General features: G+C 58.9%; 20 protein-coding genes. 12 read left to right on the forward strand and 8 right to left on the reverse strand.

Annotated features, from left to right (window positions below; translation table 11 throughout):
• Nucleotides 1-71: 71 nt before the first annotated feature.
• The 4 genes from K1X75_01545 to K1X75_01560 all read left to right on the forward strand — a co-directional run bounded on the left by K1X75_01545 (nt 72) and on the right by K1X75_01560 (nt 4,380).
• Complete coding sequence (locus K1X75_01545) at nt 72-908, forward strand: HDOD domain-containing protein (protein MBX7056719.1); 837 nt, start codon at nt 72-74, stop codon at nt 906-908.
• A gap of 1 nt (nt 909) precedes the next feature.
• The gene (locus K1X75_01550) at nt 910-1,974 is read left to right on the forward strand and encodes a response regulator (GenBank protein MBX7056720.1); all 1,065 of its coding nucleotides are present in this window, start codon (nt 910-912) and stop codon (nt 1,972-1,974) included.
• Between the two features lie 81 nt (nt 1,975-2,055).
• Nucleotides 2,056-2,841 (forward strand): hypothetical protein, encoded by a 786-nt coding sequence (locus K1X75_01555; GenBank protein MBX7056721.1) that lies wholly within the window; start codon nt 2,056-2,058, stop codon nt 2,839-2,841.
• Nucleotides 2,842-2,934: 93 nt separating this feature from the next.
• Nucleotides 2,935-4,380 carry a glutamate synthase subunit beta gene (locus K1X75_01560; GenBank protein ID MBX7056722.1) on the forward strand — a complete coding sequence of 482 codons (1,446 nt, stop codon included), beginning with the start codon at nt 2,935-2,937 and terminating at the stop codon, nt 4,378-4,380.
• Nucleotides 4,381-4,433: 53 nt separating this feature from the next.
• Here K1X75_01560 and K1X75_01565 read toward each other — a convergent pair whose 3' ends face one another.
• Nucleotides 4,434-5,735 (reverse strand): circularly permuted ATPgrasp domain protein, encoded by a 1,302-nt coding sequence (locus K1X75_01565; protein MBX7056723.1) that lies wholly within the window; start codon nt 5,733-5,735, stop codon nt 4,434-4,436.
• Between the two features lie 134 nt (nt 5,736-5,869).
• On the opposite strand from K1X75_01565, the gene msrA reads away from it, so the two are divergent.
• The gene (gene msrA, locus K1X75_01570) at nt 5,870-6,373 is read left to right on the forward strand and encodes a peptide-methionine (S)-S-oxide reductase MsrA (GenBank protein MBX7056724.1); all 504 of its coding nucleotides are present in this window, start codon (nt 5,870-5,872) and stop codon (nt 6,371-6,373) included.
• A gap of 34 nt (nt 6,374-6,407) precedes the next feature.
• Here msrA and K1X75_01575 read toward each other — a convergent pair whose 3' ends face one another.
• Entirely contained in the window at nt 6,408-7,502 is a 1,095-nt protein-coding gene (locus K1X75_01575; GenBank protein ID MBX7056725.1) for a hypothetical protein, read from the reverse strand.
• 249 nt (nt 7,503-7,751) lie between these two features.
• Between K1X75_01575 and K1X75_01580 the strand changes: the two genes are divergently transcribed.
• Both K1X75_01580 and K1X75_01585 read left to right on the forward strand, forming a co-directional pair.
• Nucleotides 7,752-8,366 carry a hypothetical protein gene (locus K1X75_01580; GenBank protein MBX7056726.1) on the forward strand — a complete coding sequence of 205 codons (615 nt, stop codon included), beginning with the start codon at nt 7,752-7,754 and terminating at the stop codon, nt 8,364-8,366.
• A gap of 83 nt (nt 8,367-8,449) precedes the next feature.
• On the forward strand, nt 8,450-9,070 hold the full coding sequence (locus tag K1X75_01585; protein ID MBX7056727.1) for a hypothetical protein: 621 nt from the start codon (nt 8,450-8,452) through the stop codon (nt 9,068-9,070).
• Nucleotide 9,071: 1 nt separating this feature from the next.
• Here K1X75_01585 and K1X75_01590 read toward each other — a convergent pair whose 3' ends face one another.
• Both K1X75_01590 and K1X75_01595 read right to left on the reverse strand, forming a co-directional pair.
• Complete coding sequence (locus K1X75_01590) at nt 9,072-10,406, reverse strand: DUF4105 domain-containing protein (GenBank protein MBX7056728.1); 1,335 nt, start codon at nt 10,404-10,406, stop codon at nt 9,072-9,074.
• The gene (locus K1X75_01595) at nt 10,403-11,146 is read right to left on the reverse strand and encodes a 1-acyl-sn-glycerol-3-phosphate acyltransferase (protein ID MBX7056729.1); all 744 of its coding nucleotides are present in this window, start codon (nt 11,144-11,146) and stop codon (nt 10,403-10,405) included. Before K1X75_01595 ends, K1X75_01590 begins: the two co-directional genes overlap by 4 nt.
• Nucleotides 11,147-11,304: 158 nt before the next feature.
• Between K1X75_01595 and K1X75_01600 the strand changes: the two genes are divergently transcribed.
• The 4 genes from K1X75_01600 to K1X75_01615 all read left to right on the forward strand — a co-directional run bounded on the left by K1X75_01600 (nt 11,305) and on the right by K1X75_01615 (nt 17,730).
• Complete coding sequence (locus K1X75_01600; GenBank protein ID MBX7056730.1) at nt 11,305-12,486, forward strand: hypothetical protein; 1,182 nt, start codon at nt 11,305-11,307, stop codon at nt 12,484-12,486.
• 30 nt (nt 12,487-12,516) lie between these two features.
• Nucleotides 12,517-13,911 (forward strand): class II fumarate hydratase, encoded by a 1,395-nt coding sequence (fumC, locus tag K1X75_01605; GenBank protein MBX7056731.1) that lies wholly within the window; start codon nt 12,517-12,519, stop codon nt 13,909-13,911.
• A 101-nt stretch (nt 13,912-14,012) separates the two neighbouring features.
• The gene (locus K1X75_01610) at nt 14,013-15,974 is read left to right on the forward strand and encodes an adenylate cyclase (GenBank protein MBX7056732.1); all 1,962 of its coding nucleotides are present in this window, start codon (nt 14,013-14,015) and stop codon (nt 15,972-15,974) included.
• 127 nt (nt 15,975-16,101) lie between these two features.
• Entirely contained in the window at nt 16,102-17,730 is a 1,629-nt protein-coding gene (locus tag K1X75_01615; GenBank protein MBX7056733.1) for a hypothetical protein, read from the forward strand.
• Between the two features lie 167 nt (nt 17,731-17,897).
• Here the strand turns inward: K1X75_01615 and K1X75_01620 are convergent, their stop codons facing one another.
• Nucleotides 17,898-20,168 carry a SpoIIE family protein phosphatase gene (locus tag K1X75_01620; GenBank protein MBX7056734.1) on the reverse strand — a complete coding sequence of 757 codons (2,271 nt, stop codon included), beginning with the start codon at nt 20,166-20,168 and terminating at the stop codon, nt 17,898-17,900.
• 91 nt (nt 20,169-20,259) lie between these two features.
• A complete protein-coding gene (locus K1X75_01625; GenBank protein MBX7056735.1) occupies nt 20,260-20,919 on the reverse strand; it encodes a class I SAM-dependent methyltransferase in 660 nt (219 codons plus the stop codon).
• A 107-nt stretch (nt 20,920-21,026) separates the two neighbouring features.
• Between K1X75_01625 and purL the strand changes: the two genes are divergently transcribed.
• Nucleotides 21,027-23,300, forward strand: a complete 2,274-nt coding sequence (gene purL, locus K1X75_01630) for a phosphoribosylformylglycinamidine synthase subunit PurL (GenBank protein MBX7056736.1) — start codon at nt 21,027-21,029, stop codon at nt 23,298-23,300.
• Between the two features lie 6 nt (nt 23,301-23,306).
• Here purL and K1X75_01635 read toward each other — a convergent pair whose 3' ends face one another.
• Complete coding sequence (locus tag K1X75_01635; protein ID MBX7056737.1) at nt 23,307-24,308, reverse strand: GGDEF domain-containing protein; 1,002 nt, start codon at nt 24,306-24,308, stop codon at nt 23,307-23,309.
• Between the two features lie 46 nt (nt 24,309-24,354).
• Entirely contained in the window at nt 24,355-24,531 is a 177-nt protein-coding gene (locus K1X75_01640; GenBank protein MBX7056738.1) for a hypothetical protein, read from the reverse strand.
• Nucleotides 24,532-24,612 lie beyond the last annotated feature (81 nt).

The following is a 24,612-nucleotide window of genomic DNA, read 5'->3' on the forward strand; positions in this document are numbered from 1 at the left end:
TTTTATCCAAAATCGACGGAATCGGGCGACAAGGCGCTGGACTCGGGCCGACTGTACTCTAAAAAGGCGTCATGGCTCTGGACCTGGATAAGATCATCATTCCGCCGCTGTCGGCGGTGGCCTTTGCGGTGATGCGCTTCAATCCGGATTCAGAGACCGCCGACAGCAGCGGATTGGAGCGCATCATCCAGCCCGATGAGGGCGTCTGCACGGAAATCCTGCGCGTTGCCAATTCCACATTTTACGGCCGTTCAGGCCGCGTGAAATCGCTGCGCGACGGCATAACCTTGATCGGACTCAAGTCCTCGCGGAATCTGATTATCCTGCTCTCAACGCGGGCCATGAACGCCGGACTGAAGGGCGACACCTTTACCAAATACCTGAATGAGTTCACGGTAACCTGCGCGCTGGTTGCCTCGGAGCTGTGTGAAAAATTGAAACTGCCACAGTACAAAGAAGAGGCCTTCATCGGCAGCCTGCTGCACAAGATTGGCATGACCGTCTTTGCCTTGAACAAGAAGGCGGATTATGCCGACCTGATCAAGCAGGTGGAGCGCGAGTTTGCCGACCTGACCGAAGCCGAGCGCAAGCGCTATCAAATAGACCATGTTGAAATTGGCCGTCGAGTGATGGAGCGCTGGAATCTTCCAGAGCAATACCGCGATGTTATTGCCAATCACAACTTCGCCGTCGACCAGATGGAGTCGATGTCCGATCTGGTCAAGGTCACTTCGCTGGCCTCCTTGGCCAGCCGCGAGATGATGGGTCTGCTTCTCTCTATGGCCGAGCTTGACAAGAAGGCCCGTTTGACTGCGCATCTGAGCGCGCAAGATGCTGTAGCCGGCTTCAATGAGTCCTACTACGGGCAGGTAAAGGAGCACGCCTTCTATAAGGCGGCCGTGGGCTAACGTGGAGGAAGGAAGCGCTAGAATCCTCATTCTCGAAAGCGATGCAGAACACGCCAGCTTGCTGGAACGCTACGTAAGCATGATGGGTTTTGATGCGCGCGTGGCTGGCGATGGCGTCAGCGGCATGAAATTGGTGTCCGAATGGTCGCCCGATCTGGTCCTGACTGAATTGGAGCTTCCGGAGCTCAGCGGCATGATGGTGCTGAAGGAGCTGAAGTCCAATCCCAGCACTTCCGAAATTCCCGTCGTGGTCATGTCTTCCCAAAAAGAGGAAGAGGTAATGATCGTTACGCTCTCCAGCGGAGCATCTGACTTTCTGGCCAAGCCAATTCTGATGGCGGAACTGACCCCCAAGCTGCAGCACGCTCTGGAAATCAAGCGCTATCGCGCCGAACTCAAACTGGTCAACGAGCGGCTGGAGCGCGAAAAGCAGGGTCTGTCTCGCTTTTTTTCAGAGGATATTGCGTCGCGTATTATCAGCGGCGAAATCGGCGCCAACCTGGGCGGCGACTCGCTGGAAGCCACGATGCTCTTCGTGGATATTCGCGGCTCCACCAGCATCGCCGAAAAAATCCCTGCGGCGGACTTCGCCGCCTTCCTGAATCAGGCGCTTGGCGGCTTCATTCAAGCCATCTTTGAAAACAAGGGTTCGGTGAACAAGATTCTGGGCGACGGTCTGCTGGCGACCTTTGGCTGTCCGGCGGCGACCGATGACGATGCCGGCAATGCGTTGCGCGCCGCCCAGGCAATCCGTGCGAGCCTTGCCGCCTTCAATGCCGCGCGGCCGGCGTACCTGCCCGATCCAATTCAGATTGGCGTAGGCATTGCCAGCGGAAAGGTCTTTGCTGGAAACATCGGCACTGAGGGACGCCTGGAATATACTGTGCTTGGCGACCCGGTCAATCTTGCGGCGCGCTTGCAAACGCTCTGCAAACGCTTGAGCGCTGATGTGCTGCTCGATGGCGCAACCCGCGACCGCGCCGGAAACGGCTTCGCCATGGGGGCGCCGGTCAGCGGACATGTTCGCGGAAAATCCATAGAAGTGGAAATTTTTCCGCTGCAGTAAGCGGCGGGCTGCGGCGGCCGAGCCGCTCAAAGCGGCGCCGCTCTGCATTGACCTGCGCAATTTTCTTGACTCATCTGATTTTTGAACTCGAGTACCATTGTGAAGATGCTGTGCCGGGCTCACGTTGCGTTCTGGTTGCCGCTCATTTTTCTTTCCTGCACTTCGCTGAGCATGCGTAGCGCCGCTGCCGATGGCGACGCTTGCGCGCGCTACCAACAAGAATTCGAATCGCGCAGCTCAGCGGCGCCGAATGTCGAGGACCTGCGCGTGGCCGGCGGCGTCGCCGCCTCCGTAACTGCGGCCGGCGCAGTCGCTGTGGCTGAAACGCTGGTTTACGTGGGCGCCGGACTTGCCATCGGGGGACTGCTTTGCGCGCCCATCATCGCCGCTGAGGCGGCCAGCGATAGCCGCAGCAGCGTTGGCCTGGATTGCCTGGTCCGGCTGAGCTCTGAGGTTACAGCTTCTAACATTGACGCGGATGGCTACAGCTGGACCCAGAGAACCTGGCAGTCAACGGAATCATTGCGCCTGCGCGATCATGATGCGCTCAGCGAATTGGTGCGCTGGGGCGCCGATTGTTTGATGGATCGCAACTATCCGGGCGACGCTCAGGCCGCGCGCCGAAATCTTGCAAGACTGCGTCGCGATGCCGAATTGTGGGATCATCTGTCGGAGTTTGAAAAACATCAGGTAGCCACAGCTCTAGTTCGCGCCAACGCGGTTTTCGCTGCGGGGCCGCGACAGCCGCCGCCGGCGGCAGCGGCAGAGCCTGGCTATCATCCGCTGAGCGATCCCCGACCGCCAGAATCGAATCGACCGTACCGCAGGCCATCGCGGGCCGGCGGCCGTCGTGTAACCCGCTATTGAGGCGGCGTACCGAATTTACACCAACAGCCGGCTGCGGATTTGTGACCTGTAGCGCTTTGCCGGGCGGCAAGCGGCAGTTACGGGCAGGTTGATATGGGTAAGCCGACAGGATTCATGGAATACAAGCGCGCCCGTACGGCCTACGAGCCGGCGGAGACGCGCATCAAGCATTGGCGCGAATTCGAAAAGACCTTCGAGGATGATACGGCGCGGGAACAGGCGGCGCGCTGTATGGACTGTGGCGTTCCCTTTTGCCACGGCGATACCGGCTGCCCCACTGACAATTTGATTCCGGAATGGAATGATCTGGTCTATCGCGGCCGCTGGAAAGAAGCCCTGGAAAACCTGCACAGCACCAACAATTTTCCGGAATTCACCGGCTGGCTCTGTCCGGCGCCCTGCGAATCGGCCTGCGTGCTTGGCATCACCGACCCCGCTGTGACCATCAAGCAAATCGAGCGCGCTATTATTGCTCGCGGTTTTGAAGAAGGTTGGGTGGAGCCCAAGCCGCCGCGCGAAATGACCGGCAAGAGCGCGGCGATCATCGGCAGCGGTCCCGCCGGACTGGCGGCGGCGCAGCAACTGGCGCGCGCCGGCCACGCCGTGACGGTATTTGAAAAAGCCGATAAAATTGGCGGACTGCTGCGTTACGGAATTCCCGATTTCAAGATGGAAAAATTTCATATCGATCGCCGGCTCAAGCAAATGGAGCTAGAAGGCGTTCGCTTTCGCTGCGGCGTTCACGTTGGCGTCGACATAGAAGCTGACCAACTGCTGGCCGAATTTGACGCAGTGATTCTGGCAATGGGCGCCGAGGATCCCATTCCGCTGCATATCCCTGGGGCCGATTTGCAGGGCGTACACTGGGCCATGGACTACTTGATTCAGGCCAATCGCGTCGTCGCCGGCGAAAAGGTCGCAAATCAGATTCAGGCGCGGGACAAAAGGGTGATAGTGATTGGCGGGGGAGATACCGGATCCGATTGTATTGGCACGGCCAACCGCCAGGGCGCGCGCTCGATTATCAATTTCCGTCGCTCGCAGCAGCCGCCAACGGAGCGCCCTGACGATCATCCCTGGCCGCTCTATCCGGAAGTATTTCGAACTTCAACCAGTCACGAAGAGGGCGTGGAGCGGCATTTTCAAATCAACCCCAGGCAGTTTCGCGGTACAAACGGCAAGGTCACACAGCTGGTCGCCTCCCGCGTCGAGAAGAATGCCGCTGGACGATTTGAAGAGAAGCCGGACTCCGAAATCGTCTGGGATGCGGACCTGGTGCTGCTGGCTATGGGCTATCGCGGTCCGGTGCGCTCTGGATTGGTCGAGCAACTGCAAAGCCGCGGTTTGCAGCTGGATGCCAACGGCAATGTGGCCGCCGGCTTTGGTCGAAGCGACGCCGCTTTCAAGACCAGCCTGCCCGGCGTCTACGCCTGCGGCGACGTTCGCCGCGGCCAATCGCTGATCGTTTGGGCTATTTCCGAGGGACGGAAGTGCGCCCAGGTAGTGCATCACGAATTACTGGCCAGCCTGCGCAAATAAGGCCGCGGAAAAGAGAGCGGAATGCGGCGCAGACCTAGCAATCAGAGCGCGTCCTAAGATCCCATCCGTATGGTTTTTGCGACCGGCTCCTGGTCCCTGGCGCCGCTGAACTCCGGCGTGATGTAGAGCGGCGCAAAACCGCCTCCTGGCGTCCGGAAGTTTGTGGTTTGTCCCTGGTAGAGCCTGGACGCCAGCAGCTGTAGCTGGCCATCATAGACGTAGCTGCGAACGTCCATCTTCAGCCGCTGCTCTTTGCTGATCTGCCGCTCGGACGGCGGACAATAGGCCTGAGCAATGTAGCCGCCCTTCACGATTTCCGAATAGACGCGAGTGGTCAGTTTCTCGCCGCGATAGGCGCCGCGCGAACCAAAGCCTGACTCCGGCTTAAAAAACCAGCGTTTCCGATCGCGCCACAAAAGATCTGCATTTTCTTTGCTTACGACGACGCCTGGCATCACACTTTGCTGCAGTATCTCAATGTGTGATTCATCGATGCCCATCGCCGCCAGTTCCAGCGGGTCGGAAAGCAGCGCCAGATTGCTTTTCTGTGCATATAGTCGATGGTGCAGCGGATTGGGCGAGAGGGCGACGGTGCGCGCCTGCCAGGCGCTGGCCAGCGCCGCCGAATCCGCATCTTGCAATGCAAAGTCGGTCAGCCGGTTGTAAATCATGTCGATGCGCCGGTCTTCATAGTAAAGACCGTCGCTACGATGCTCGAGCTGGCGAGGATCCACGATCAGGGCGTGCAATCCGGCGTCGCGCATCTGCTTTTGCCAGAGTAAGAATTCCGGAAACAGATACTGCTGCTCGGGTTCGCGGTCGCAAAGTGCGATGGTTTGCAAAGGACGCGAGGCGTCAAAGCGAGCAAACTCCGCCAGGAACATTTTCTTGATTGCCTCTTCGGCAATCGCCATCTGTCGTTCCTGCCACTCGGCCAGCGGCGCGATGGCATCGCAGCACTTCAAAATGGCGCGGCCCAGCGCCAGATTCAAATAAGCGCCGCCGGCATTGGTATTGATTTCGATGAGGCGCGGGCCCTCGGGCGTCATATGAAAATCGTAGCCCATGAACATCCCGCGTTCCACTGGCTGATCTACGGCTTCGCTGATTCCCAGACGGCGGCGAAAGCCGGGACTGGCAAGGACCGCCTCAACGCTTCGAATTGCCCGCTGCATCTTCTGCACCCAGTCCCCGGACAGAAAGACCGGCGCCTCGCTGAACAGGTGCGGACGCTCGGCCAGCAGAGCATCGACCTTATCTGCGGCCAGGGAAAGCGCGAGCGCACTTTGCAGCCGCTGACGGTCCATGCTAACGCACTGACAGTTTTGATTTAAGGACTCGGCCAGTTTGCCCATAATCAACCCCTTGCGCGGCCAGCGCCGGGCGCAACGATTCTGTTGCCGCGCAGCGCCTCGCGCGTCTATTGCTCTAACGAAGCAACGACCGCCTTCCGGTCAGTTGCAGGAGGCAAGAGATGAGCAATGCGGCGCTGGCGCGAGCCACCCTTGGCGGCGGCTGTTTCTGGTGCCTGGAGGCGGTCTTCCAGCGTCAACCAGGGGTCAAACGCGTTCGGTCCGGATACGCTGGCGGAAAGATTGCCAACCCCGGCTACCGGCAGGTTTGCGCCGGAGACAGCGGCCACGCTGAAGTTGTCGAGATTGAGTTCGATTCGAATGAAACAAGCTACGACAAACTGCTGGAGCTCTTCTGGGCCTGCCACGACCCGACCACGCTCAACCGTCAGGGTGCGGACGTCGGTACGCAATACCGATCCGTCATTTTTTACCATGACGAATCTCAGAAGCGGATGGCCGAGGCCTCTCGAGCTGCAGCGCAGTCGCACTTTGAGCGGCCCATCGTCACAGAGATTTTGGCGGCGCCGACCTTCTATCCGGCGGAAGACTACCACCAGAATTACTATCAAGACAATCGCGCTCAGCCCTATTGCATGTATGTGATTCGTCCCAAGATGGAGAAACTGGGATTGGAATAACGGCGGCCGCCATCGGGCGCCAGCGGCGGCGTTCTCAAGAACGTTGAGCGCTTTGTAAATCGCGCCGCCGCAATACGAAGCCAATCTTGGTGCGGTCGGGATAGAATACAGGCTTCAGCGGTCGGCGATCCGGACTCAGGCGGCCAAGAATGCTCAAGACCAGATTGATGCCGAGTCCCGCGCCCTCGCGATAGGCGTCTGACTCAACCTGGCGCAAAGCCTCCTCGCTCAGCGGGAAATGCAGGCGATTCAACAGGCGCAGCTTTTCCAGGCCGCTGATCGTGGTGTAGTTCACCGCCCAGCATACTACGTGCTCGGGCATCGATTTGAAGTGCACGTCGAAGAAACTATCCGCAGCCCGCGCCAGCTCGGCCAGCCGCTCGTCGCCATGTAGCTCCAGTTCCTCGCGAAAAGCGGCGGCAAACTCCTTGCTTTCCGGCTGCCCCGACGACCCGATCTGTGCATCACGTTCCTTTTGAAAGACGCTCTTGTAAGTAGCCTTGGAGGCGTTGATCATCAATTCATTGAGGGCGGTAAATATCTCTCCCGCCAGGGCGCCCAGCTCCTGCTTGCGCAGCAGCATCTCCAGCAAATCGCGAATCAAAGCCGAGGTATCGGCGCCCAATCGGTAGGTGCGAACTGTAACCTGCCAGCTGAGATCGTGGACCTGCAGGCGCTCCGCTTCCGACTTGAGCTGCGTCCCCAGATCGCGACCGGGCGAGGTATGCCGCAGGTCTATCATCTTGATTGAGTTAAGAAAATTGACCTGCTCCTGATGGAAGGGATCGCGCAGAAAACGCCGCGTGTCGGCGTCGTAGATCCATTTGCAATTTTCCAGCAGCTTGATGAAGTCTTCTCGATAGACAATCTTCAGAGTGGAGTCGAAAACAAACTTACCGTCATTTTCCAGCATCAATTCAAAGAACTCAACGACCCGTTCCTCGCTGCGTAGCTCGTGGATCAGCGCTTCAGCGGCGGCATGACGTGGAATGGCAATCACCGAGCCAAAGCCCGTCGCATGGCGAATGTCAAAGCCGCGGCTGACCTTCTGGGCCAGTTCATTGACCTGGTCGGAATTCATTGAAACGCCGACCATTTCGGCAAAAAGCTTGCGGATCTCCCTGTTCATTCCACGATCCTGTCGGCGGCAATGCAGTCTCTGGACTGCTTTCGTAGTTTATCGACGCTTCCCGGGGGCCGCCGCAAGTCAGTTCTGGCGGAATTTGCGCTAAATCGGCGGAGGTGGGAAAGCATGGGGCGACTTAAGACCAGAGGATTCGAAGTTGGAGGCGCCGCGAGAAGAGCGATCCTTCTATCGCCTCCCGCCTGGCATCGACTGTGCTGTGCGACCATACTTTTGCCGGTGCTGTTGGCGGTCATGGCATTTGCGGGCTGCGTCAACATTCGGCGGGGGAGCGAGCCGCGGAGCGAGTGGTTCAGCGCGGCGCCGGCCAGCGCCCGCATCCCTCCGCCCGGCGCCACGATTGCGCTCTACATCTGGCCGCCAGAGGCCGGCGAGTTGATACCCCGCCTGCACCAGGAATTGCAAAACATGATCGCCAATGAATCCTCGCTGATGGGTCGGCGGCTTGTCGTTTTTTCCTCGGCCTATCCGACGGACCTGACGCGCGCCGAGGCCCTCTTGCTGGCGCGACGACAGGGCGCCGGCTACGCAATTTTCTGCAGCGTAGACCATCGCTACCATGCTGAGCCAAATTTGCCGTGGGCGGCTTTTGTTTCGCCGCTGGTTTTGCTCAGCAGTCCCAGTCACGATGCTGACATGACGGTAAAGATCGAATTGGAGCTGGCAGAAACAGAAAGCGGCGAAGCGCTCTTTCGCATCAACGGCGAGGGATCGGCCAATGGCTACTATCTAACCGCCGCCGTCCATGAGCTGGCGCCCCGAAGCGATCTGTTTCCGCGCGCCGGTAAGTTGGCGCTGTCGCTCCTCGAAAGCCGCTACATTGCAACCATGCAGGCCGCCCGCCAATGACAGTGAAGACCCTCGGACGCCTGGCGCTCACAACAATAGCGATTGCGGGCGGAATGATCGCCTGCGCCGCCTGTCAGTCAAAGATGAGTCGTAGCAGCCATGAAGCAGTCTGGCCAATCGCAATTGGCGCCGCTGAGCAGTCCGCGGCCAGCGGTCGCGTTTCCTTTTGCGACTCAAATCTTGCTCTTTTTGTGCCATCTGCCGCAAAAAATGTAGCGTCTCTGGAAATCGTCGCTGCATTGCATGGCGAGCTGAACGCTCTGGCGGCCGCCTGTGCGCAGCCGCCCCGCATTGTGCTCCTGCAAGCAGCGCCCGCGGACGCTCGCTCCGCCATGGAATTCGCCCTCAGGCAGGCCAGGGACCAGGGTTACGAGCGCGCGCTGCTATTTGGCTGGCGTATGAGTATTCAATCCTTGAGCAGTCCTTTCACGGACCCGAAGCAAAGCTGTCTGGCGCCTTACTCTGACGCTCTGTCGCGAACCCGGCTCTGGCTGCACTACGAACTGACTCTGGTCGACTCCAGAAGCGCAGAAGCCTGGCTGGCGGTAGCGGGCGAGAGCTTTGTTGAGGACAATGGTGCTGGCGCTGCCATGGAGCGATCGTTGCTGGAGCAGGCCTCCAGCGCGGCGTTGCAAGAGCTGCTGCGCGGCCTGCGCTTCGCTTTGTTCCGCGATGCGGCAAGTTTGCAAAATGCAGCCCGTTGAGCTACGCTTCTGCAGCGGACAGCAGGCGTCGATAGCGCAAGAAGATCAAGTACTGGATGCCCAGTGCGGGCAGGGCAAAGGCCAGGGCGCTGCGTGGCGCAAGGCCGGTCAGGGCGCAAATTGCGGCCAGCGCTGGCGGAAAGGTTAGATAGAAGTTGAGCTTCAACTTCCATACATTCCAGCGCGGACTTCTCCAGAAGAACTCCAGAAAGGGTATCAGCCACAGAAAGGGCGGATAGCACAATACATTCCAGTTATTGTCCATCGATTCATGATCCGCACCCAGCCACAAAAATAGCAAGAGCGCTCCCAGCAGTCCGGCGCCCATGTGATGTGCTTTGCGGGTCAGTGCGCCAAATACAACAGCGCCCCGTCGCTTGATCTGCCAGGCCGGCCAGGCAAAACACAGCGCCAGCAGCAAACCGTAGAGCGCCCCCCAGGTCAGCCAGGGCGCAAGACGCACGCTCTGGTCCAGCGGCAGTGAAGCGGAGGGCAATGCTAATTGTATTGGCCCTACCCTCGACTCCAGATGTTCCTCTGTGCGCAGTTGATCCAGACGCTGCATCAATTCTTCCGGCAAGAACAGGCGTTGCCAGACGGTAATCGGATCATCGACCAGCGCACCCTGGATCAGATTCACCGCCAGCCAGTAGAAAGGCGAGAGCGACTTTACAGGCCAGCTCAGCGTCTTCTCCGCTCCGGAACTGCGAAAGCTGTGCTCTGTCGCCTCCGGTCCGAAACGCGCCTTCAAGCGGCCGTCGAGCAGTCCATCGATAAGATCGCGAATGCGCGTGGTACAGTTGTCGGTATAGTGATTGTAGCGATAGACGCGGTTCTCTGGCCGGTAGTTCGTCAGGAGTTTGAGCAGCAACGCCTGAGCTTCCGCATCGCTCAGCAGCAATTGCTGTGCATAGATGCGCCGGTTTTCATAGCGCTGATAGAACAGAAAGGTGCGCAGCAAAGGATCTACGCCCAGTTCATATTGCGGCTGGTTGCGCAAGAAGCGTTCAAAAAAGCGATCATCAAATTGAAAGCGGCCAAAATCGAAGACCAGATCGCGATCATGCGCGGCGTCGTAAATGCGAAGCGCCGTATGGCCCCAAACGGAGTAGGGCGCTGCGCCAGGCTCAATCGTAAAGAGATCCACTCGAAATCGATGGCCGGCCAGCGGCCGCAGTCCAGCCGGAGGCGGCGAACGAAAATTGAGCAGAGTTTGCTGCAAATCCTGCAGTTCCTGCGGCGAGTTTGATAGCGTCTGCGTCAGCTCGTCGGGCGCCGCCGCCAGGCTGTGCCATCCGCAGGAGAAAAAGATGATAAGGACCAGAAGACGCTTCATGTTGAAACCATTCCTGTTTCTTTTTGCTTTTGATGCATGCGTCTGCGTATTTCGGCGGAGATTGCTGGAACTGATTCGGCGTCCGGCCGCCCGGAATACTCGACGATATCCAGCGGCGCCAGAAAGGAAACGCGCACTGAGCGATATTGAATGCGGTGTGGAATGCGCGCCACTTCTTCCGGCAGGCCCAGCATCGATCGCAGCCGCGCCGGCAACGGAATAGTTTCCAGGCTTTCGTCCAGCGGGGTCAACACAAAGGGAACAATGGGCGCCTTGCCGCGCAGTGCGAAGATGCCGAAGCCATCGTGGAAGGGCGCCATCGGCGCTGTAAAGTCGTTGCGCACCATGTAGTCGTGGCCCTCGGGAAAAATCCCAAGCAATTCTCCATTCTTGAGCGAGGCCATGATGCGCTTGATCGAGGACACGGCCACAGCGCCATCAATTTGCATAGGAATCACCCCCGTGTCCCGCACCAGATTCTTCATGATCGGGATACGTTCGGTATACTCGGCGGCCACCCACGAAATGTAGCGCGGTACAACTGAGGCGACGATAAAGGGGTCCATATCGGAGCGATGGTTGCCGACCAGTACAGCGGGCCCCTGCAGCGGAATATGTTCCAGTCCCTCTGGCTGGATATCAACCATGAAATCCAGTATGGGCTTCACCAGATTCTTGATCGATTGGAAGGCGTCCTTTTCTTCTTCAAGCGCCACGGCCCCTGGAGTGGCGTTTTCCATGCGGCGCCAGTCAAATCAAATTGGCCTCGGGCAGCGCCGGGGTACAGGATTGGGCTTCAGGGCGCGCGCTCCGGATCGATACTAAAGAAGTGAGGCGACGCCGGACTTCTCCTGGAAGCGCACACAGGTCGGGCGCGTTTCGGGCCCTGCTTGCGCCAATGCTTATGCTGCTGTCCATCGGGCCCCTGAGGGCGCAGAGCGTGGATGCAGCCGATACTGCGCTGAGTCCGGATCCCGAAGAGCTCACGCGACAGCAGGAGCGCATCGACCTTTTGCTGCGTGAGGATTGGATTGGCGAAGAATCGCAGCGCGCCCGCGGCTTTGCGGCGCGTTTGAGTCGCGCACTGGAAGCCCCGCGCACCTGGCATCGCGTCCTCGATCAAAGCGGCCGTCGCTTCGAAATCAACCAACAGGGCGCTTTGCGTTTTGATCCTTACCAGGGCAACTGGCGGCCAGCTATCCCCGACCTGCGCGACGCTCCGCTACATCTGGAAGAGGCGGCGACCCTCTGGCGCGAGGGATTGAAGGAGGAGGCCATGCTGCTGTGGAAGGCGTTGCGCGCCATGTCCATGTTTGAAGAGCGTCCTTCGGCTGCCCTGCGGCTGGCAGCGGCGGCAGCGGCGCAGCGTATCAATCAGGCGGCGGAGCGCGACGACTTTGCCGCTTACGATCTGGCCAGCGATCCCTTTGTGTATCGAGCCGATGATGGTCGACAAACGGTAGTACTCAGCGAGCGCTTTTCGTGGCGGCTACGCCTGGATGGCGTCTGGCGCTTCATGCGCGCCGAAGATGCGGCTACTCTGCAACTCGACCCGCTTCAGGCCGCGGTCTATCTGGGCCGCGATGGCTTTGCTTTGACGATTCGCTCTACAATCTGGGATCGCGATCGCCGCTTTCCAGCACTTGACGAATTCATTCTCGATCGTGATCTGAAGCGCGGCCTGGACCGCCAGCTGAAGGAGGCTCTGCGCTTTGAACGGCGTTTATCGGCCTTGCACGGCATGCGCTGCGATACGGCCCCAGGTCCTGATCGACGCCTGCGCCGGACTTCGAGGCAGCGCGGCGACGGTTATTGCGCGGTGCTGGAGAGTTCTTTAAGCGACCGCTACCGACCGCAAGCGCCGCCACTGTTGCGTTTCGACGAAGAGGACCTCGCGGCTTCTCCGTCGCCGGAAGGCCAGCGGGATTTCAAGTTCATCGAGTACTACCTGCTGCGGCCCAATCGCGGCCTGTCTGTGGAGCTGCGCTATGAGTCGGCTCAACGCGACCAGGCCCTGGAGATCTTTCGCTCTCTGCTGGAAACGGCGCGCTTCGGCGATCTCTATTCGCGATCGAATTGACGTCCCAAAAGCGGCAAGCAAGCTGTGCGCATGTCGCAATACCGCATTGAGAAAGACACCATGGGCGAGGTGCAAGTGCCCGCCGATCGATACTGGGGCGCTCAAACGCAGCGTTCGCTGATGAATTTTAAGATTGGGCACGATCATTTTCCGCGTGAAATGGTGCGCGCGCTTGGCGTATTGAAAAAGGCCGCAGCGCAGACAAATAAGGAGCTCGGTATTCTGCCCGCGGACAAGGCTGACTTGATCATTCGCGCGGCTGACGAGGTAATCGAGGGAAAACTGGACGATCATTTTCCGCTGGTGATCTGGCAAACTGGCTCTGGCACACAGACCAACATGAATACTAACGAAGTGATTTCCAACCGCGCCATCGAGATGGCCGGCGGAGAACGCGGTTCAAAGACGCCTGTTCATCCCAACGATCATGTCAACTGTGCCCAGTCTTCCAACGATACCTTCCCGACGGCCATGCACATCGCTGCCGGCGAGCGGGTTGTTGGCCATCTGATTCCTGCGGTCAAACAGCTGCACGACACTCTGCGAAAGAAAAGCGATGAGTTCAAGGACATCATTAAAATTGGCCGCACGCACCTGATGGATGCCACACCGCTGACGCTGGGACAGGAGTTTTCCGGCTATGTTTCCATGCTGCAACATGCCGTGGAGCGCCTGGAGCGCGCGCTGCCTGGCATTTACGAGCTGGCGCTTGGCGGCACTGCCGTTGGCACCGGACTCAATACGCACCCCGAATTTGCCGTGAAGGCCGCTGCTCAGATTGCAAAGTTGACCGGTCTGCCCTTTGTTTCCGCGCCCAACAAATTTGAATCGCTTGCCTCGCATGGCGCGCTGGTCGAATGCAGCGGCGCGCTCAAGACGCTGGCCTGCGACTTGATGAAGATTGCCAATGATATTCGCTGGCTGGCCAGCGGACCGCGCTGCGGCCTGGGCGAGCTGCACATACCGGACAATGAACCCGGATCTTCGATTATGCCAGGCAAGGTCAATCCAACGCAAAGCGAGGCAATGACCATGGTCTGCGCCCAGGTGATTGGCAATGACGTGGCCGTTAACGTAGGCGGCAGCTCTGGCAATTTTGAACTCAATGTCTTCAAGCCTTTGATCATATTCAATGTGCTTAATTCTATTCGGCTGCTGGGCGACGCCTGCCTGAGTTTCAATGAAAAATGCGCTGTGGGAATTGAGGCCCTGCGACCAAATATCCAGAAGCACCTGGAGAGCTCATTGATGCTGGTGACAGCCCTGAATCCGCATATTGGATACGATAACGCCGCAAAGATTGCCAAGCACGCTCACAAGGAGGGCCTCACCTTGCGCGAGGCGGCCATCGGCCTCGGTCTGGTCAAATCCGAAGACTTCGATGCCTTTGTGCGTCCGGAAAACATGGTGCAGCCGGGGCTCTAAGCGGCCGCTCTGGCGGCGCTTTCTGGCCTCTATCAGGCGCCAGTTGCGCCGCCAGGCAATTTTTTTTGTAAGAGCGCCGCTCGTGGTGCGACTGTTTCAGCATGAACGGTCGCCGCGGTGCAGCTTTAGTGATCATTGCTCTGGCGCAGCTGGCGATCGCGGCCGGCGCTTCCAGCCTCGCGGCGGCCCCTCTGCAAATGCCAGCGGCGGCCGATCGCGTCGATCCGGGCCCTGCGATCAGCTATCTGGAGGATCCCGAGGGCAGGCTGCAGCTAACCGATGTCAGCGCGCCGTCCTTTCAGCATCGTTTTCAGCCAGCGGCAAGCTCCAGTCTGAACTTTGGTTTTACTCGATCGGTTTACTGGTTGCGGATCGAACTGAGCGACAGCATCGCCGGGCGTGAGTGGCTGCTGCAGTCCGCATTTCCACTGCTGGATCGGATCGATTTCTATGGTCTGGAAGGAGAGCGACTGTCGCATCAAAGCGCCGGCCTCTTGCTTCCCTTTTCCAGCCGGCCGATCGCACATCGCAACTTCGTCTTTCGGCTGCATCCGCCGCGGCAGGGCGCAGTCTATTTTTTGCGCTGCCAGACGCAAGATAGCATGCAGATGCCTTTGAGCCTCTGGTCCCCGGCGGCCTTCTATGCCGAGGACCACAATGATCAAGCGCTGCTTGGCGCTTACTTTGGCATCGTAGCGGTGATGGCGGTTTATAACTTGTTTCTCTTTCTTTCGCTTCGCGACCGAGGCTACTTACTTTACATTGTTTATATAAGTCTATGTGGCCTGTTTATCTTCTCTCAGTATGGTCTGGCCTTTGAATATCTCTGGCCAAACTGGACGATGCTGGCGCGAAAGATGAATCCAGCGCTGGCTGCGGCGCTGGAATGCGGCGTGCTGGCTTTTACCATGCACTTTCTGGACACCAGCAAGACAGCGCCGCGACTGCACCGCGCTTTGCAGGCTGCAACCCTCGCCGCCGTGCTGGCGTCGCCGCTGGCGCTGCTGATCCCATTGACGCAAGGCGCCATCATGGTGGTTTTTTTGGGTCTGGCCGCCTCGCTGCTTTGCATTCTGGCCGGTTTTCTCAGTTTGCAAGCGGGCTACCGGCCGGCGCGCTATTACGTCACAGCCTTTCTGTTGCTGGCGGTTGGCGGAGCGCTCTATGCGCTAAAAACATTTGGCGCACTGCCGCTGAACTTTGTGACGCAGTACGGCATGCAGCTTGGCAGCGTCGCCGAGGTAACTCTGCTTTCGCTGGGCCTCGCCGATCGCATGAACGTCTTGCGCAGGGATAAGGAACTGGCGCAGCGCGCTGCCATTGAACTGCAGAGCGCTTCGCTTGTGGCGCAAACGGCATTGACTGAGGCTTACGCACGAATGGCGCCCTCCGAGTATCTACGAATCCTGGGCAAAAATTCAGTTCTGGAGCTGCAACCTGGCGACCAGGTGCAGCGGCAGATGACAGTGTTGTTCAGCGACATCCGCGGCTTTACTGCGCTGTCGGAGTCAATGACGCCGGCCGAAAACTTCAATTTCCTGAACTCTTACCTGCGTCGAATGAACCCCATCATTCAGCGCTGCGGCGGCCACATTGATAAGTACATAGGCGACTCTATCATGGCGCTCTTCCCCAATCGCCCGGAGGATGCGCTCGAAGCTGCCATTGGCATGCAACTGGAGCTTGCTATTTTCAATGAGCATCGTCGACGTTCCGGGTATCGGCCCATCGAAATTGGCATCGGCATTCACAGCGGACCGGTGATGCTTGGCGCCATTGGCGGCGAACAGCGCATGGAACTCACGGTGATTTCAGATACGGTCAATCTTGCTTCGCGGCTGGAGGGCCTGACCAAGACCTGTGGGGCCGCTGTGGTCGTCAGCGACCAAAGCTACGAACTGCTTGAGAATCCAGATGCATATGATTTGCGAAAGCTTGGCGCCTTTGCAGTGAGCGGCAAGTCGGCGGAAACAACCGTGTTTGGGCTGAATATCAATGTGCAGCAAAACGCAACTGATCATTCCAGTTGCATCGGTTCCGTGGCATCTCCTGTTGCGCACTAGCCTGGCTCGAGGCATTTGCAGGCCTTGCAGATGGCCGGTCAGATCCTGCCCTAATTCCTTCTTGTAAGCGCAAGCCTGCAGGCTCAGGCTGCCGATGCGATTGCATCGCAGCTCGGGGAGTACGGCCATGGCGCAGACGAAATCGGAATCCTGGCTTTTGGGCCGGGGACCGGTATTGATCAACCGGATTCGCTTTGGTCTGACAACGCTCTACTATGCCAGCGTTGCGCTATCCTGGCAATCCTCGCCGCTGCTGCAGAACTACGTCTACCTGGCGGCTATCAGCACAATGCTTGTGTATGCCGTGGTCTTTACGCTCTGGAATCGTCGTCGCCGCCCGCCGTTGTGGTTTGCCGCGTTGCTTACGCAAATCGATATCATAGTGCTTGGGCTGGTCATCGTGGCGGGCGCGCTGGCCGGGCCGGCCTCTGCGGAGAATGTGCTCGATTCGCACGTGCTCTATTTGATTTTCTTTTTCTATATTCTCAGCACAGGATTTCTGGCCTCGCGGCGATTGACGCTTTTTGCCGGGCTGCTGGCGATGATCATGCAGGCTGCCGCGCTCTATGCCGGCCTGAGCGTTGGACTGGAACTCACCGAAGATCCGGAATTGATCAATGCCGCCGGCACGCTGAGCGGCTCCCTGGAGGCTTTGAAGATTCTGTTTCTACCGGCCGGAGCGTTTATCGTCTACATGGTCATAGGCTTGCTTCTGGAGCTGCGCGGCGCGGCAGATCGTCAACGAGCGCGCGCCCAGGAGTCGCTGGCTACGGTTGAGCTGCAGTCGGAAAGCATGTTGCGCGCGGCATCGTCGGTGGGCGTTACCTCGCGCGGCCTGCGCGGTTTTGCCGATCAGTACAATGAATTGGTGGCGGCCCATAGCGCCTCCTTCGAGGAAATGAGCGCTACGCTGGAGGAGTTTTCCACCACCACCGAAAGCTCGGCGCGGACAGCTCGCGATCAACAGCAGCGCCTGGAGGGTCTCAGCGGCGATTCGCGTTCGCTGCAGGATACTACCGAAGAGTTGCGTCGTTCTTTTTCCGCATTGAACAGTCGCATTCGATTGGCGCTGGATGCGGCGCATCGTGTCAGTGCGGCGATGGATGCGCTGCGCGCTCCCGCAGAACGCATGGTGGATTCCTTTCGCAAGGTGCAGGAAGTCAACGGAATCATGGCGGAACTGGCCGATCGAACCAATCTTCTGGCGCTGAATGCTTCGATCGAAGCAGCCCGGGCTGGCGACTCTGGCCGCGGATTTGCAGTCGTGGCTACGGAAGTGGGGCGGCTGGCAGAGTCAAGCGGTCGCAACGCTTCGCTGATCCAGGACGCGGTTCAGCAAAATGCCGCCGATCTTGCCGAGGTGCGCAAGCACTCGCTGGCCGCTGCGGTGGAGGTTGCCAGTCAAGATCGGACCATGATGGACGTTGCCGACAGTCTCTCTGGATTTTTGAATACAGTGGAGCAGCAGGAGCGCATCAATGGACGACTGGGCGAACACCTGACCCGCCTGCGTGAAGCCAGCGTGGAATTGCAATCACAGGCGGACGAACAGAAGCATGGCGGCAATGAGCTTTCCAGGGCGCTCAGTTCTCTGGAAAATTCCGTGAGCGGTTTGGTAGATGGCGGCGGAGTTTTGCTGGAAAGCATCCGCACGCTGGAAAGTCAGGCTGAAAAGCTGGACGCCACTTCACAATTTGGCGCCGCGCAGAATCGCGAGATGCCGCCCGATGACGATCGTCTCTCGGCTCTGGCCTGAGCGGTATTGCGTTTAAGAGCAGGTCTCAAAACGTCGTCCCTGCCGCTTTGAGGCTATAACGCGATTTGAAGCAAAGCTTCAAATCGCTGCGATTCGGCTTCGCGCCAGACGGCGCTTGCCGAATGGTGCGACATCCTTGTCCCACGGCGTCGGTTTTGGGACCGGCTCTAAGCTTCATCGACCTGCTGTAATTTGCGCAGGAGGCGGGCGGAATTCTCATGCTCCGGTTCAAGCTTAACTGCCTCGCTCAGGAAGCGAGTTGCCGCTCGCGCATCGCCCATACTGAGATAAAGTTTTCCCAGCAGCCGCAGCACGGCCGTTTGCAGTCGATCTTGCTGGTAAGCCTGCTCCAGAAGCGGCAAAGCCTCGCGGCTGCGACCCAGGCGTGAAAGGCAATAGCCGCGATAATAGAGCGGCAAGAATCCCTGTTCCATGCTTGAATGTTGTTCCAGCAGCTGAAGCGCAACGCTGTATTTCCTTTCCCGGATCAGATGCGTCGCCTGGCGCAGACTCTGGTTCGCGCTCTCGGCGCTCGAATCTTCGCCATTTGCGCCGCCAGATCCCGCCTTCGGGCCCAGATACTCCACGCGCACAATGGACAGGTCATCAATGATTTCTCCGGTGCGCGCCAGTGCCTGACGAATCTGGTCGAGGTCTCCGTGCGATTGCTCCACGATACGCAAAAATAGCTGCTCGTCCTCGTTCATGATGTTGACGCCTTCATCGCCGCCCATGCGCAGATCGTCTTTGCCATCGCTCCCGGCAAAGAGCACATCGCCCGCTTCCAGTTGAGCGCGTACCACAGAAAAGCCGCTGATAAAAGGAAAACCGATCTTGCGCATCGGCGCCGCCTCATCGAGGAAGCTGGCCTGGCCCTTGCGGTAGAGCGTCAGCGCAGGATGCTCAGCATTGAAATAAATCAACCTGCCATCGCTCTCGTTCAGCAGGCCCATAATGCAACTGATCAACATGCTGCCATCAAATGTTACAAATACCTTCTGCAGTTCGTTGCAGGCATCGCGCAGCCATTCCTCGGGCCCGATAAGACGCGAAGTTTCGCCATCCTCGGAGCGCCTGAGCATGGAGTTGACGATCGTCCCCAGTACCAATGCGCCGCCGGCGCCCTGCATTGACTTGCCCATTGCATCGCCGTTCAGAAAAAGCGTCCAATTCTGGCCCTGCAGGCGCAGATTGCCGGTGATACAGACGTCCCCGCCCAGATGCGCTTCCGATGCCTTGTATCGAAATCGTTTCTTCTGCTCGATCAAGAATGCAGTCTGCACCGCCGGACTGGAATTGTTGTTCTTCAGCAGCGGATTGGTCAAAAGCGTAGTCAAAAAATAATCCGCATCCTGCTTTAACTTCAGAGCCTGCACCTGGTTGAGCGCCTCCTGCAGCTCCTGCGTACGACGGGCGACCATTTCTTCCATATGATTGGAGTAGGCGCCGATATCCGCCACCATCGTATTAAACGTTTCCGTCAATCGGCCGAGTTCGTCGCGACTGAAAACCGGGGCGCGAACCTGAAAGTCGCGATTGCGTACGCGATCTGCGGCTTCGGTCAGAGCGCGAATGGGTCGGCCAAAGTAGGCCGCAGCAATAAAGGCGACGCCAACGCTCAGTACAAGCGAAGCAACACAAATGGCCGCGGCGATATAGAATGTTCGGTTCAGTGCATTGGCCGGACCTTCCACGTCCAGATCAATGCCCATCACGGCGATTACCTGATTGGTCTCTGGATCAATGATCGGAGTATACGAGGAAAACCAGAGTCCCCAGGCGTCGCGAACGAAAGTGTGATTGGTCAGCACCTTCCCGTCGAATGCCTCGCGCAATTCTGGCTGGCCCTCGACATTGTAGATCATTCCAATTTCAGTCGGCTCTTCGTCCTCTTCCATTTGGCCGTTGCCGTTGGTGTCGAGCGCCTCGTAGTCGCCATCGACAATGAAACGCAGATACTTTCGATCGGGCGACTCCGGAATCATCGTCAGCAAATAGACAAAGCGAATCTGTGGACGATCGGCGGGGTCCAGAACGCTTTGCGGGAGGTTTTGTGGAACAGTTACGGAGATGCGCGTGGAACGTTTGATGCCGCGCATCACCTGAACCAGTCGCTGAAAATCCGGGCGACGCTGCAATTCCGTGACTTGCTCCTCGCTCAGCGGTTGGCGAACATCGCCGTCCCCGATTGCTGAGAGCGCGCCGTTGCCCAGATCTCGCTGCAGCTGTACGCAGACCTGGTTCAGTTCCAGAATCGTGCGGCGATCTGCTGCACTCAGTTGGTACTGGCCCAATCGGCCCAGGTCTTTCAAACGCAAAGCCATCTGTTCGTAAACTTGCTCCTTGGCCACCTGGTAGAAATAGACTACGGCGGCGGTGGTGAAGCCTGAAGCAAGAATCGTAAAGGCCAGGACCAGACGAGTTCGAAAACCAAGCATGACAACCCCAGGGACCCCAGCCCGAAAAAAAACTAAAGTACGTCAACGGATTATCGGAAAATGGTGAATTTGTGACTGGATTGGCCGCAGGCTAGGGCGCGCCGGCCTTTGCGGGCTTCTCCCAGACGGCGCAGTAGAAGGGCATCGTCAATACAAAGCTTTGTTCTTCGATCGGTTGATAGCGCAGGCCGCCGAGGGCAGCCGCCGGATCGCGGTTCAGGTGACAGCCAAGCGCAAAGCGCTTCCAGACTGGATTCAATGCGCCCTGCAGAGCCCGACCGGCGGCGCTTGCGGCGCGGACGTGCTCTATCAATACCAGCCGTCCGCCTGGCTTTAATCTTGAATCAATCCAGTCCAGCGCCGCCTGAAGATCGGGAACAGTGCAGAGTACGAGCGTGCAAACCACATAGTCCGTGGAGGCTGCCGCTACACGCTGTTCCAGCTCAGCATCGCCGACGCCAGCCAGTATGGTTTCGATGTTTGCGCGCCCCTCAGGGAGAGCCGCGGCCGCAGCGCGCGCACGCTCCATCATGGCTGGCGCCGGTTCGGCTGCCAGCACCCGGCAGCCTGCAGGATAAAACGCAAAGTTGACGCCGGTGCCGCTGCCAATCTCCAGAATATCTCCCTGCAGTTTTGAAAGCAGCCGTCGACGCTTGCGAAACAGCGCACGCTGCTCGGTGGACTGCATGAAGCGGTCATAGAATCGAGCAAAAAGGCGGGCGTAGATGCCCTGGTGGATTGCGGCGGTCATGCGCTTGGTTTGAAATCGCCGCCTGCAAGGGCAAGCAAAGGCGGCTTTTTCGAGTTGCCCCGGACTTGCGCGCTCTGCCTCTGGCGTCTGTGAGCCCTTCCGCCGAGTTGTACTCCGAAAAAGAAATCACGGAGCAAGATGCCATCGAGCATGGGCTCAGCGCTGAAGAATTTGCCCGGATCCGGGAGTTTCTGGGCGGTCGTCGGCCAACCGCGACGGAGCTGGGCATGTATTCCGGACTGTGGTCGGAACATTGCAGCTACAAAAATTCTATTCTGCAACTGAAGACGCTGCCTACCGAGTCGCCGCGCAGCCTGACGCGCACCGGCGAAGAAAACGCCGGCGCCCTGGATATTGGCGATGGCCTGGCCGTCGTTTTCAAGATCGAAAGCCACAACCATCCCACCGCGGTCGAGCCCTACCAGGGCGCAGCGACAGGCGTGGGCGGAATCATGCGCGATATTTTTACCATGGGCGCACGACCGATTTGTTCGCTGAATAGCCTGCGCTTTGGGCCGCCGGACCAGGCGCGCAACCGTCATCTGTTGACGCACGCCGTCAAAGGCATTGGCGACTATGGCAACAGCCTGGGAATACCGGTGTTGGGCGGCGAACTGTTCTTTGATCCTTCCTTTTCTCGCAACTGTCTGGTCAACGCTATGACCGTCGGCATTGTTGCGCACGATGCCATGGCTTTTGCCCGCGCCAGCGGCGAGGGCAATCCGGTGTTCATTGTTGGCGGCGCCACGGGCCGCGACGGCATCCACGGCGCCTCTTTTGCCAGCCGTGATCTGAGCGCCGAGAGCGAAAGCAAACGCAGCGCGGTGCAGGTTGGCGATCCATTCATGGAAAAGCTACTGATGGAAGCTACGCTGGAACTGATTGCCAGCAAGACGCTGGTGGGCATTCAAGATATGGGCGCCGCCGGCCTCTCCTGCGCCACTACCGAGATGAGCGCCAAGGGCCGCGCTGGCATGTCCATCAATCTCGATCTGGTTCCCTTGCGCGAAGCCGGAATGAATGCCTATGAGATTATGCTCTCCGAATCGCAAGAGCGCATGCTGGTAGTTGTAGAGCGCGGCAAAGAGCAATCAGTCAAAAGTATATTCAAGCGCTGGGAGCTGAGCGCCGTGGAGATCGGGCATGTCACCAACGACGGCATCGTCCGGCTGTATCGCGATGGACGGCTCTGTGCGGCGGTTCCGGCCGATTCGCTGGTACTGGGCGGCGGCGCTCCGCGCTACGTCCGCGAGCAACGGCGTCCGGAATATCTGGATCAACTTCGCAATTTTCAGGATGAAGATTTGCCGCAGCACCCCGATCTTGGCGCCGCCTTCCTGGATCTGCTGGGGGCCTTCAATGTGTGTTCGCGCCGCCCGCTCTATGAGCAGTACGACACGGAGGTTGGTTTGGTGCGCGCCATCGGCCCCGGCGGCGATGGCGGGCTGGCGCGCGTCCCGGGATCAAACAAAGCCATCGCCGTTTCTGCCGACTGCAACTCGCGCTACTGCTATCTGGATCCGGCGCTGGGCGCGGCGCAGGCCACAGCGGAAAGCGCCCGCAACGTCGCTGTAACCGGCGCCGTCCCCATTGGCGTTACGAACAACCTGAATTTTGGCAACCCTTACTCGCCGGAAAACTACTATGTATTTGCTGAATGTGTTCGCGGCCTGCGCGAAGCCTGTCTGGCTTTTGGCATTCCGGTGACCGGCGGCAACGTTTCCTTCTACAATGAGAGCGATGACGGTCCGGTCTATCCCACGCCGACCATTGGCATGGTTGGCCTGCTGGAGGATGTGGCGCTGTGCATCAAGCCGCATATCGCTGGTCCAGGTCGCGCCATATTTCTGGCCGGCGAGTTTCGTCCCTCCTTCGGCGGCAGCGAGTACCAGTCGCGCCAGCTGAATCTTTGCGCTGGCGCCCCGCCGGCTCTGGATCTTGGAGACGAGAAGCGGCTCTGCGAGTTTCTGGCGGCCGGCGCGCGCTCCGGGCTGATTGCCAGCGCCCATGATCTTTCGCTGGGCGGCCTCGCTGTAGGGCTCTTTCGATTCATCTATGATAGCGAGCAGCGCAGCTGCCCCGGAGTCCGTCTGGACCCGGCGGCGCTGGAGGTGCTTGCCGCGCGCTGCAGCGCAGAGCGCGACGATCTTTTGCTTTTTGGGGAAAGCAATGGCTGCGCTCTGATTTCGCCGCCGCCGGGACAGGAAGCGGCGCTACTGGCTCTGGCGGCGGAATGCTCGATCTCGCTGGAGCTGCTGGGCGCCAGCACTGGCGAGGGCCTGCTCGATCTTGGCCGCTGCCGTGTCGCCGTTGGGGCGGCCCTGGATCGTTATGAAGCTGGACTGGTCGGCGTTTTTGGCGCCCCGCAAAGCGACCTTTGAGCGGACTCAGCCGGCAACCAGCACTGAATTCTTGCCTTCCGACTTGGCGCGGTACAGGGCGCGATCTGCCTGCAGCATCAGAAGGCCGCCCGAGTCTCCGTGCAGCGGCAGTTGCGCAATGCCGCCGCTGACTGTGACCGCGCCAAATTCAAAGCGTGTATCTCGCACACACTCCACAAATCGTCCAGCAACGGCCAGCGCTTGCTTGCAGTCGGTTTCAGGCAGAATGACCACAAACTCTTCGCCGCCATAGCGACAGGCTATGTCCTCGCTGCGAAAATTCTCGTGCAAGATGCGTGCGACGCTGCGCATCACTTCGTCGCCGGCGGCGTGGCCATAGACATCGTTGTATTTCTTGAAATCGTCGATATCCAGAATCAGGACGGAGAGCGGACTCTGGTGGCGCTGGGCGCGCTTCACCTCGCGCGGCAAGGCCTTCTCCAGATAGCGGCGATTGAACAGTCCGGTCAGTTCGTCCTCATGACTCGATCGCAGCACCTCGTCGAAGAGACTGATTTCGATGATTTTAGGATTTTTCAGAATGCGATTCTGACTGATGAAGTAGTCCAGCAGCGCGGCGCGAAAACTTACCGGGCGCCCCAGGCGCAGCGCCATCTCGCGATTGTGCTCCAGAATAGCCGCCCAGTGTTGCGCCGCTTCTTCTGCGCTGAAGTCATAGTGCACCAGCACGCGGAACAGATCGACGTAAAAATCAGATCCGCTGTGGCCGCGCAGGCGTTCAAGTTCCTCCAGAATCTGCTGCTCGTTGCTGGAATCCTCGGAGAGGGCCTCCTTGATCTTTTCCTGCAAATTCGCTTCCGAAACTCCCAGCTCGTGGATCGTATGGTGCAGGGCGCGGATTTCTTCGCGCGTCAGAGCCTGGACGCGTTCTTGCGCCTCAATGATGCTATCCGCCTCCAGGAGTTCCGTGCGACTCAGTGAGGTGAGCTTTTCATAGGCTTCAATGATGCGCTTGAGTCTTTGGATTTCGCTTTCCGATTCGGCCATGCTCGGAGCGATATCGCGATGTGATCTAGCCTGAGGCGAGCGAAATTTAGCGAGAATGCGCGCGAATCACCAGCGTCACTTTGCCGTCAGCGTCGGTGATCAGGTCAAATCCTTCGGCCTGCAAGCTGCGCTTGAGTCGATAGAAGGCCAGGTTTACCACCTTGCTTGTTGATTGCGATGCGGCGGCGGCGACTTTGGCCTGCCTGGCGGTCTCATCCTTCACCCTCCGACTATCGGGCGCCGGCGCCCGGACGATTCAGCTGGCATGAGCAAATTGCAATGGCCGTCCTCAGCTTCCAGATTG

It is taken from the genome of Leptospirales bacterium (assembly GCA_019694655.1).
GTDB lineage: Bacteria > Spirochaetota > Leptospiria > Leptospirales > Leptonemataceae > SSF53.

Coding starts and splice junctions, on each gene's coding strand:
- K1X75_01615 (MBX7056733.1), top strand. CDS start 16,102: ATGGCGCAGACGAAATCGGAATCCTGGCTTTTGGGCCGGGGACCGGTA.
- K1X75_01560 (MBX7056722.1), top strand. CDS start 2,935: ATGGGTAAGCCGACAGGATTCATGGAATACAAGCGCGCCCGTACGGCC.
- K1X75_01545 (MBX7056719.1), top strand. CDS start 72: ATGGCTCTGGACCTGGATAAGATCATCATTCCGCCGCTGTCGGCGGTG.
- K1X75_01595 (MBX7056729.1), bottom strand. CDS start 11,146: ATGGAAAACGCCACTCCAGGGGCCGTGGCGCTTGAAGAAGAAAAGGAC.
- K1X75_01585 (MBX7056727.1), top strand. CDS start 8,450: ATGAGTCGTAGCAGCCATGAAGCAGTCTGGCCAATCGCAATTGGCGCC.
- K1X75_01590 (MBX7056728.1), bottom strand. CDS start 10,406: ATGAAGCGTCTTCTGGTCCTTATCATCTTTTTCTCCTGCGGATGGCAC.
- K1X75_01565 (MBX7056723.1), bottom strand. CDS start 5,735: ATGGGCAAACTGGCCGAGTCCTTAAATCAAAACTGTCAGTGCGTTAGC.
- K1X75_01575 (MBX7056725.1), bottom strand. CDS start 7,502: ATGAACAGGGAGATCCGCAAGCTTTTTGCCGAAATGGTCGGCGTTTCA.
- K1X75_01635 (MBX7056737.1), bottom strand. CDS start 24,308: ATGGCCGAATCGGAAAGCGAAATCCAAAGACTCAAGCGCATCATTGAA.
- K1X75_01610 (MBX7056732.1), top strand. CDS start 14,013: ATGAACGGTCGCCGCGGTGCAGCTTTAGTGATCATTGCTCTGGCGCAG.
- fumC (MBX7056731.1), top strand. CDS start 12,517: ATGTCGCAATACCGCATTGAGAAAGACACCATGGGCGAGGTGCAAGTG.
- K1X75_01620 (MBX7056734.1), bottom strand. CDS start 20,168: ATGCTTGGTTTTCGAACTCGTCTGGTCCTGGCCTTTACGATTCTTGCT.
- K1X75_01580 (MBX7056726.1), top strand. CDS start 7,752: ATGGCATTTGCGGGCTGCGTCAACATTCGGCGGGGGAGCGAGCCGCGG.
- K1X75_01600 (MBX7056730.1), top strand. CDS start 11,305: ATGCTTATGCTGCTGTCCATCGGGCCCCTGAGGGCGCAGAGCGTGGAT.
- K1X75_01625 (MBX7056735.1), bottom strand. CDS start 20,919: ATGACCGCCGCAATCCACCAGGGCATCTACGCCCGCCTTTTTGCTCGA.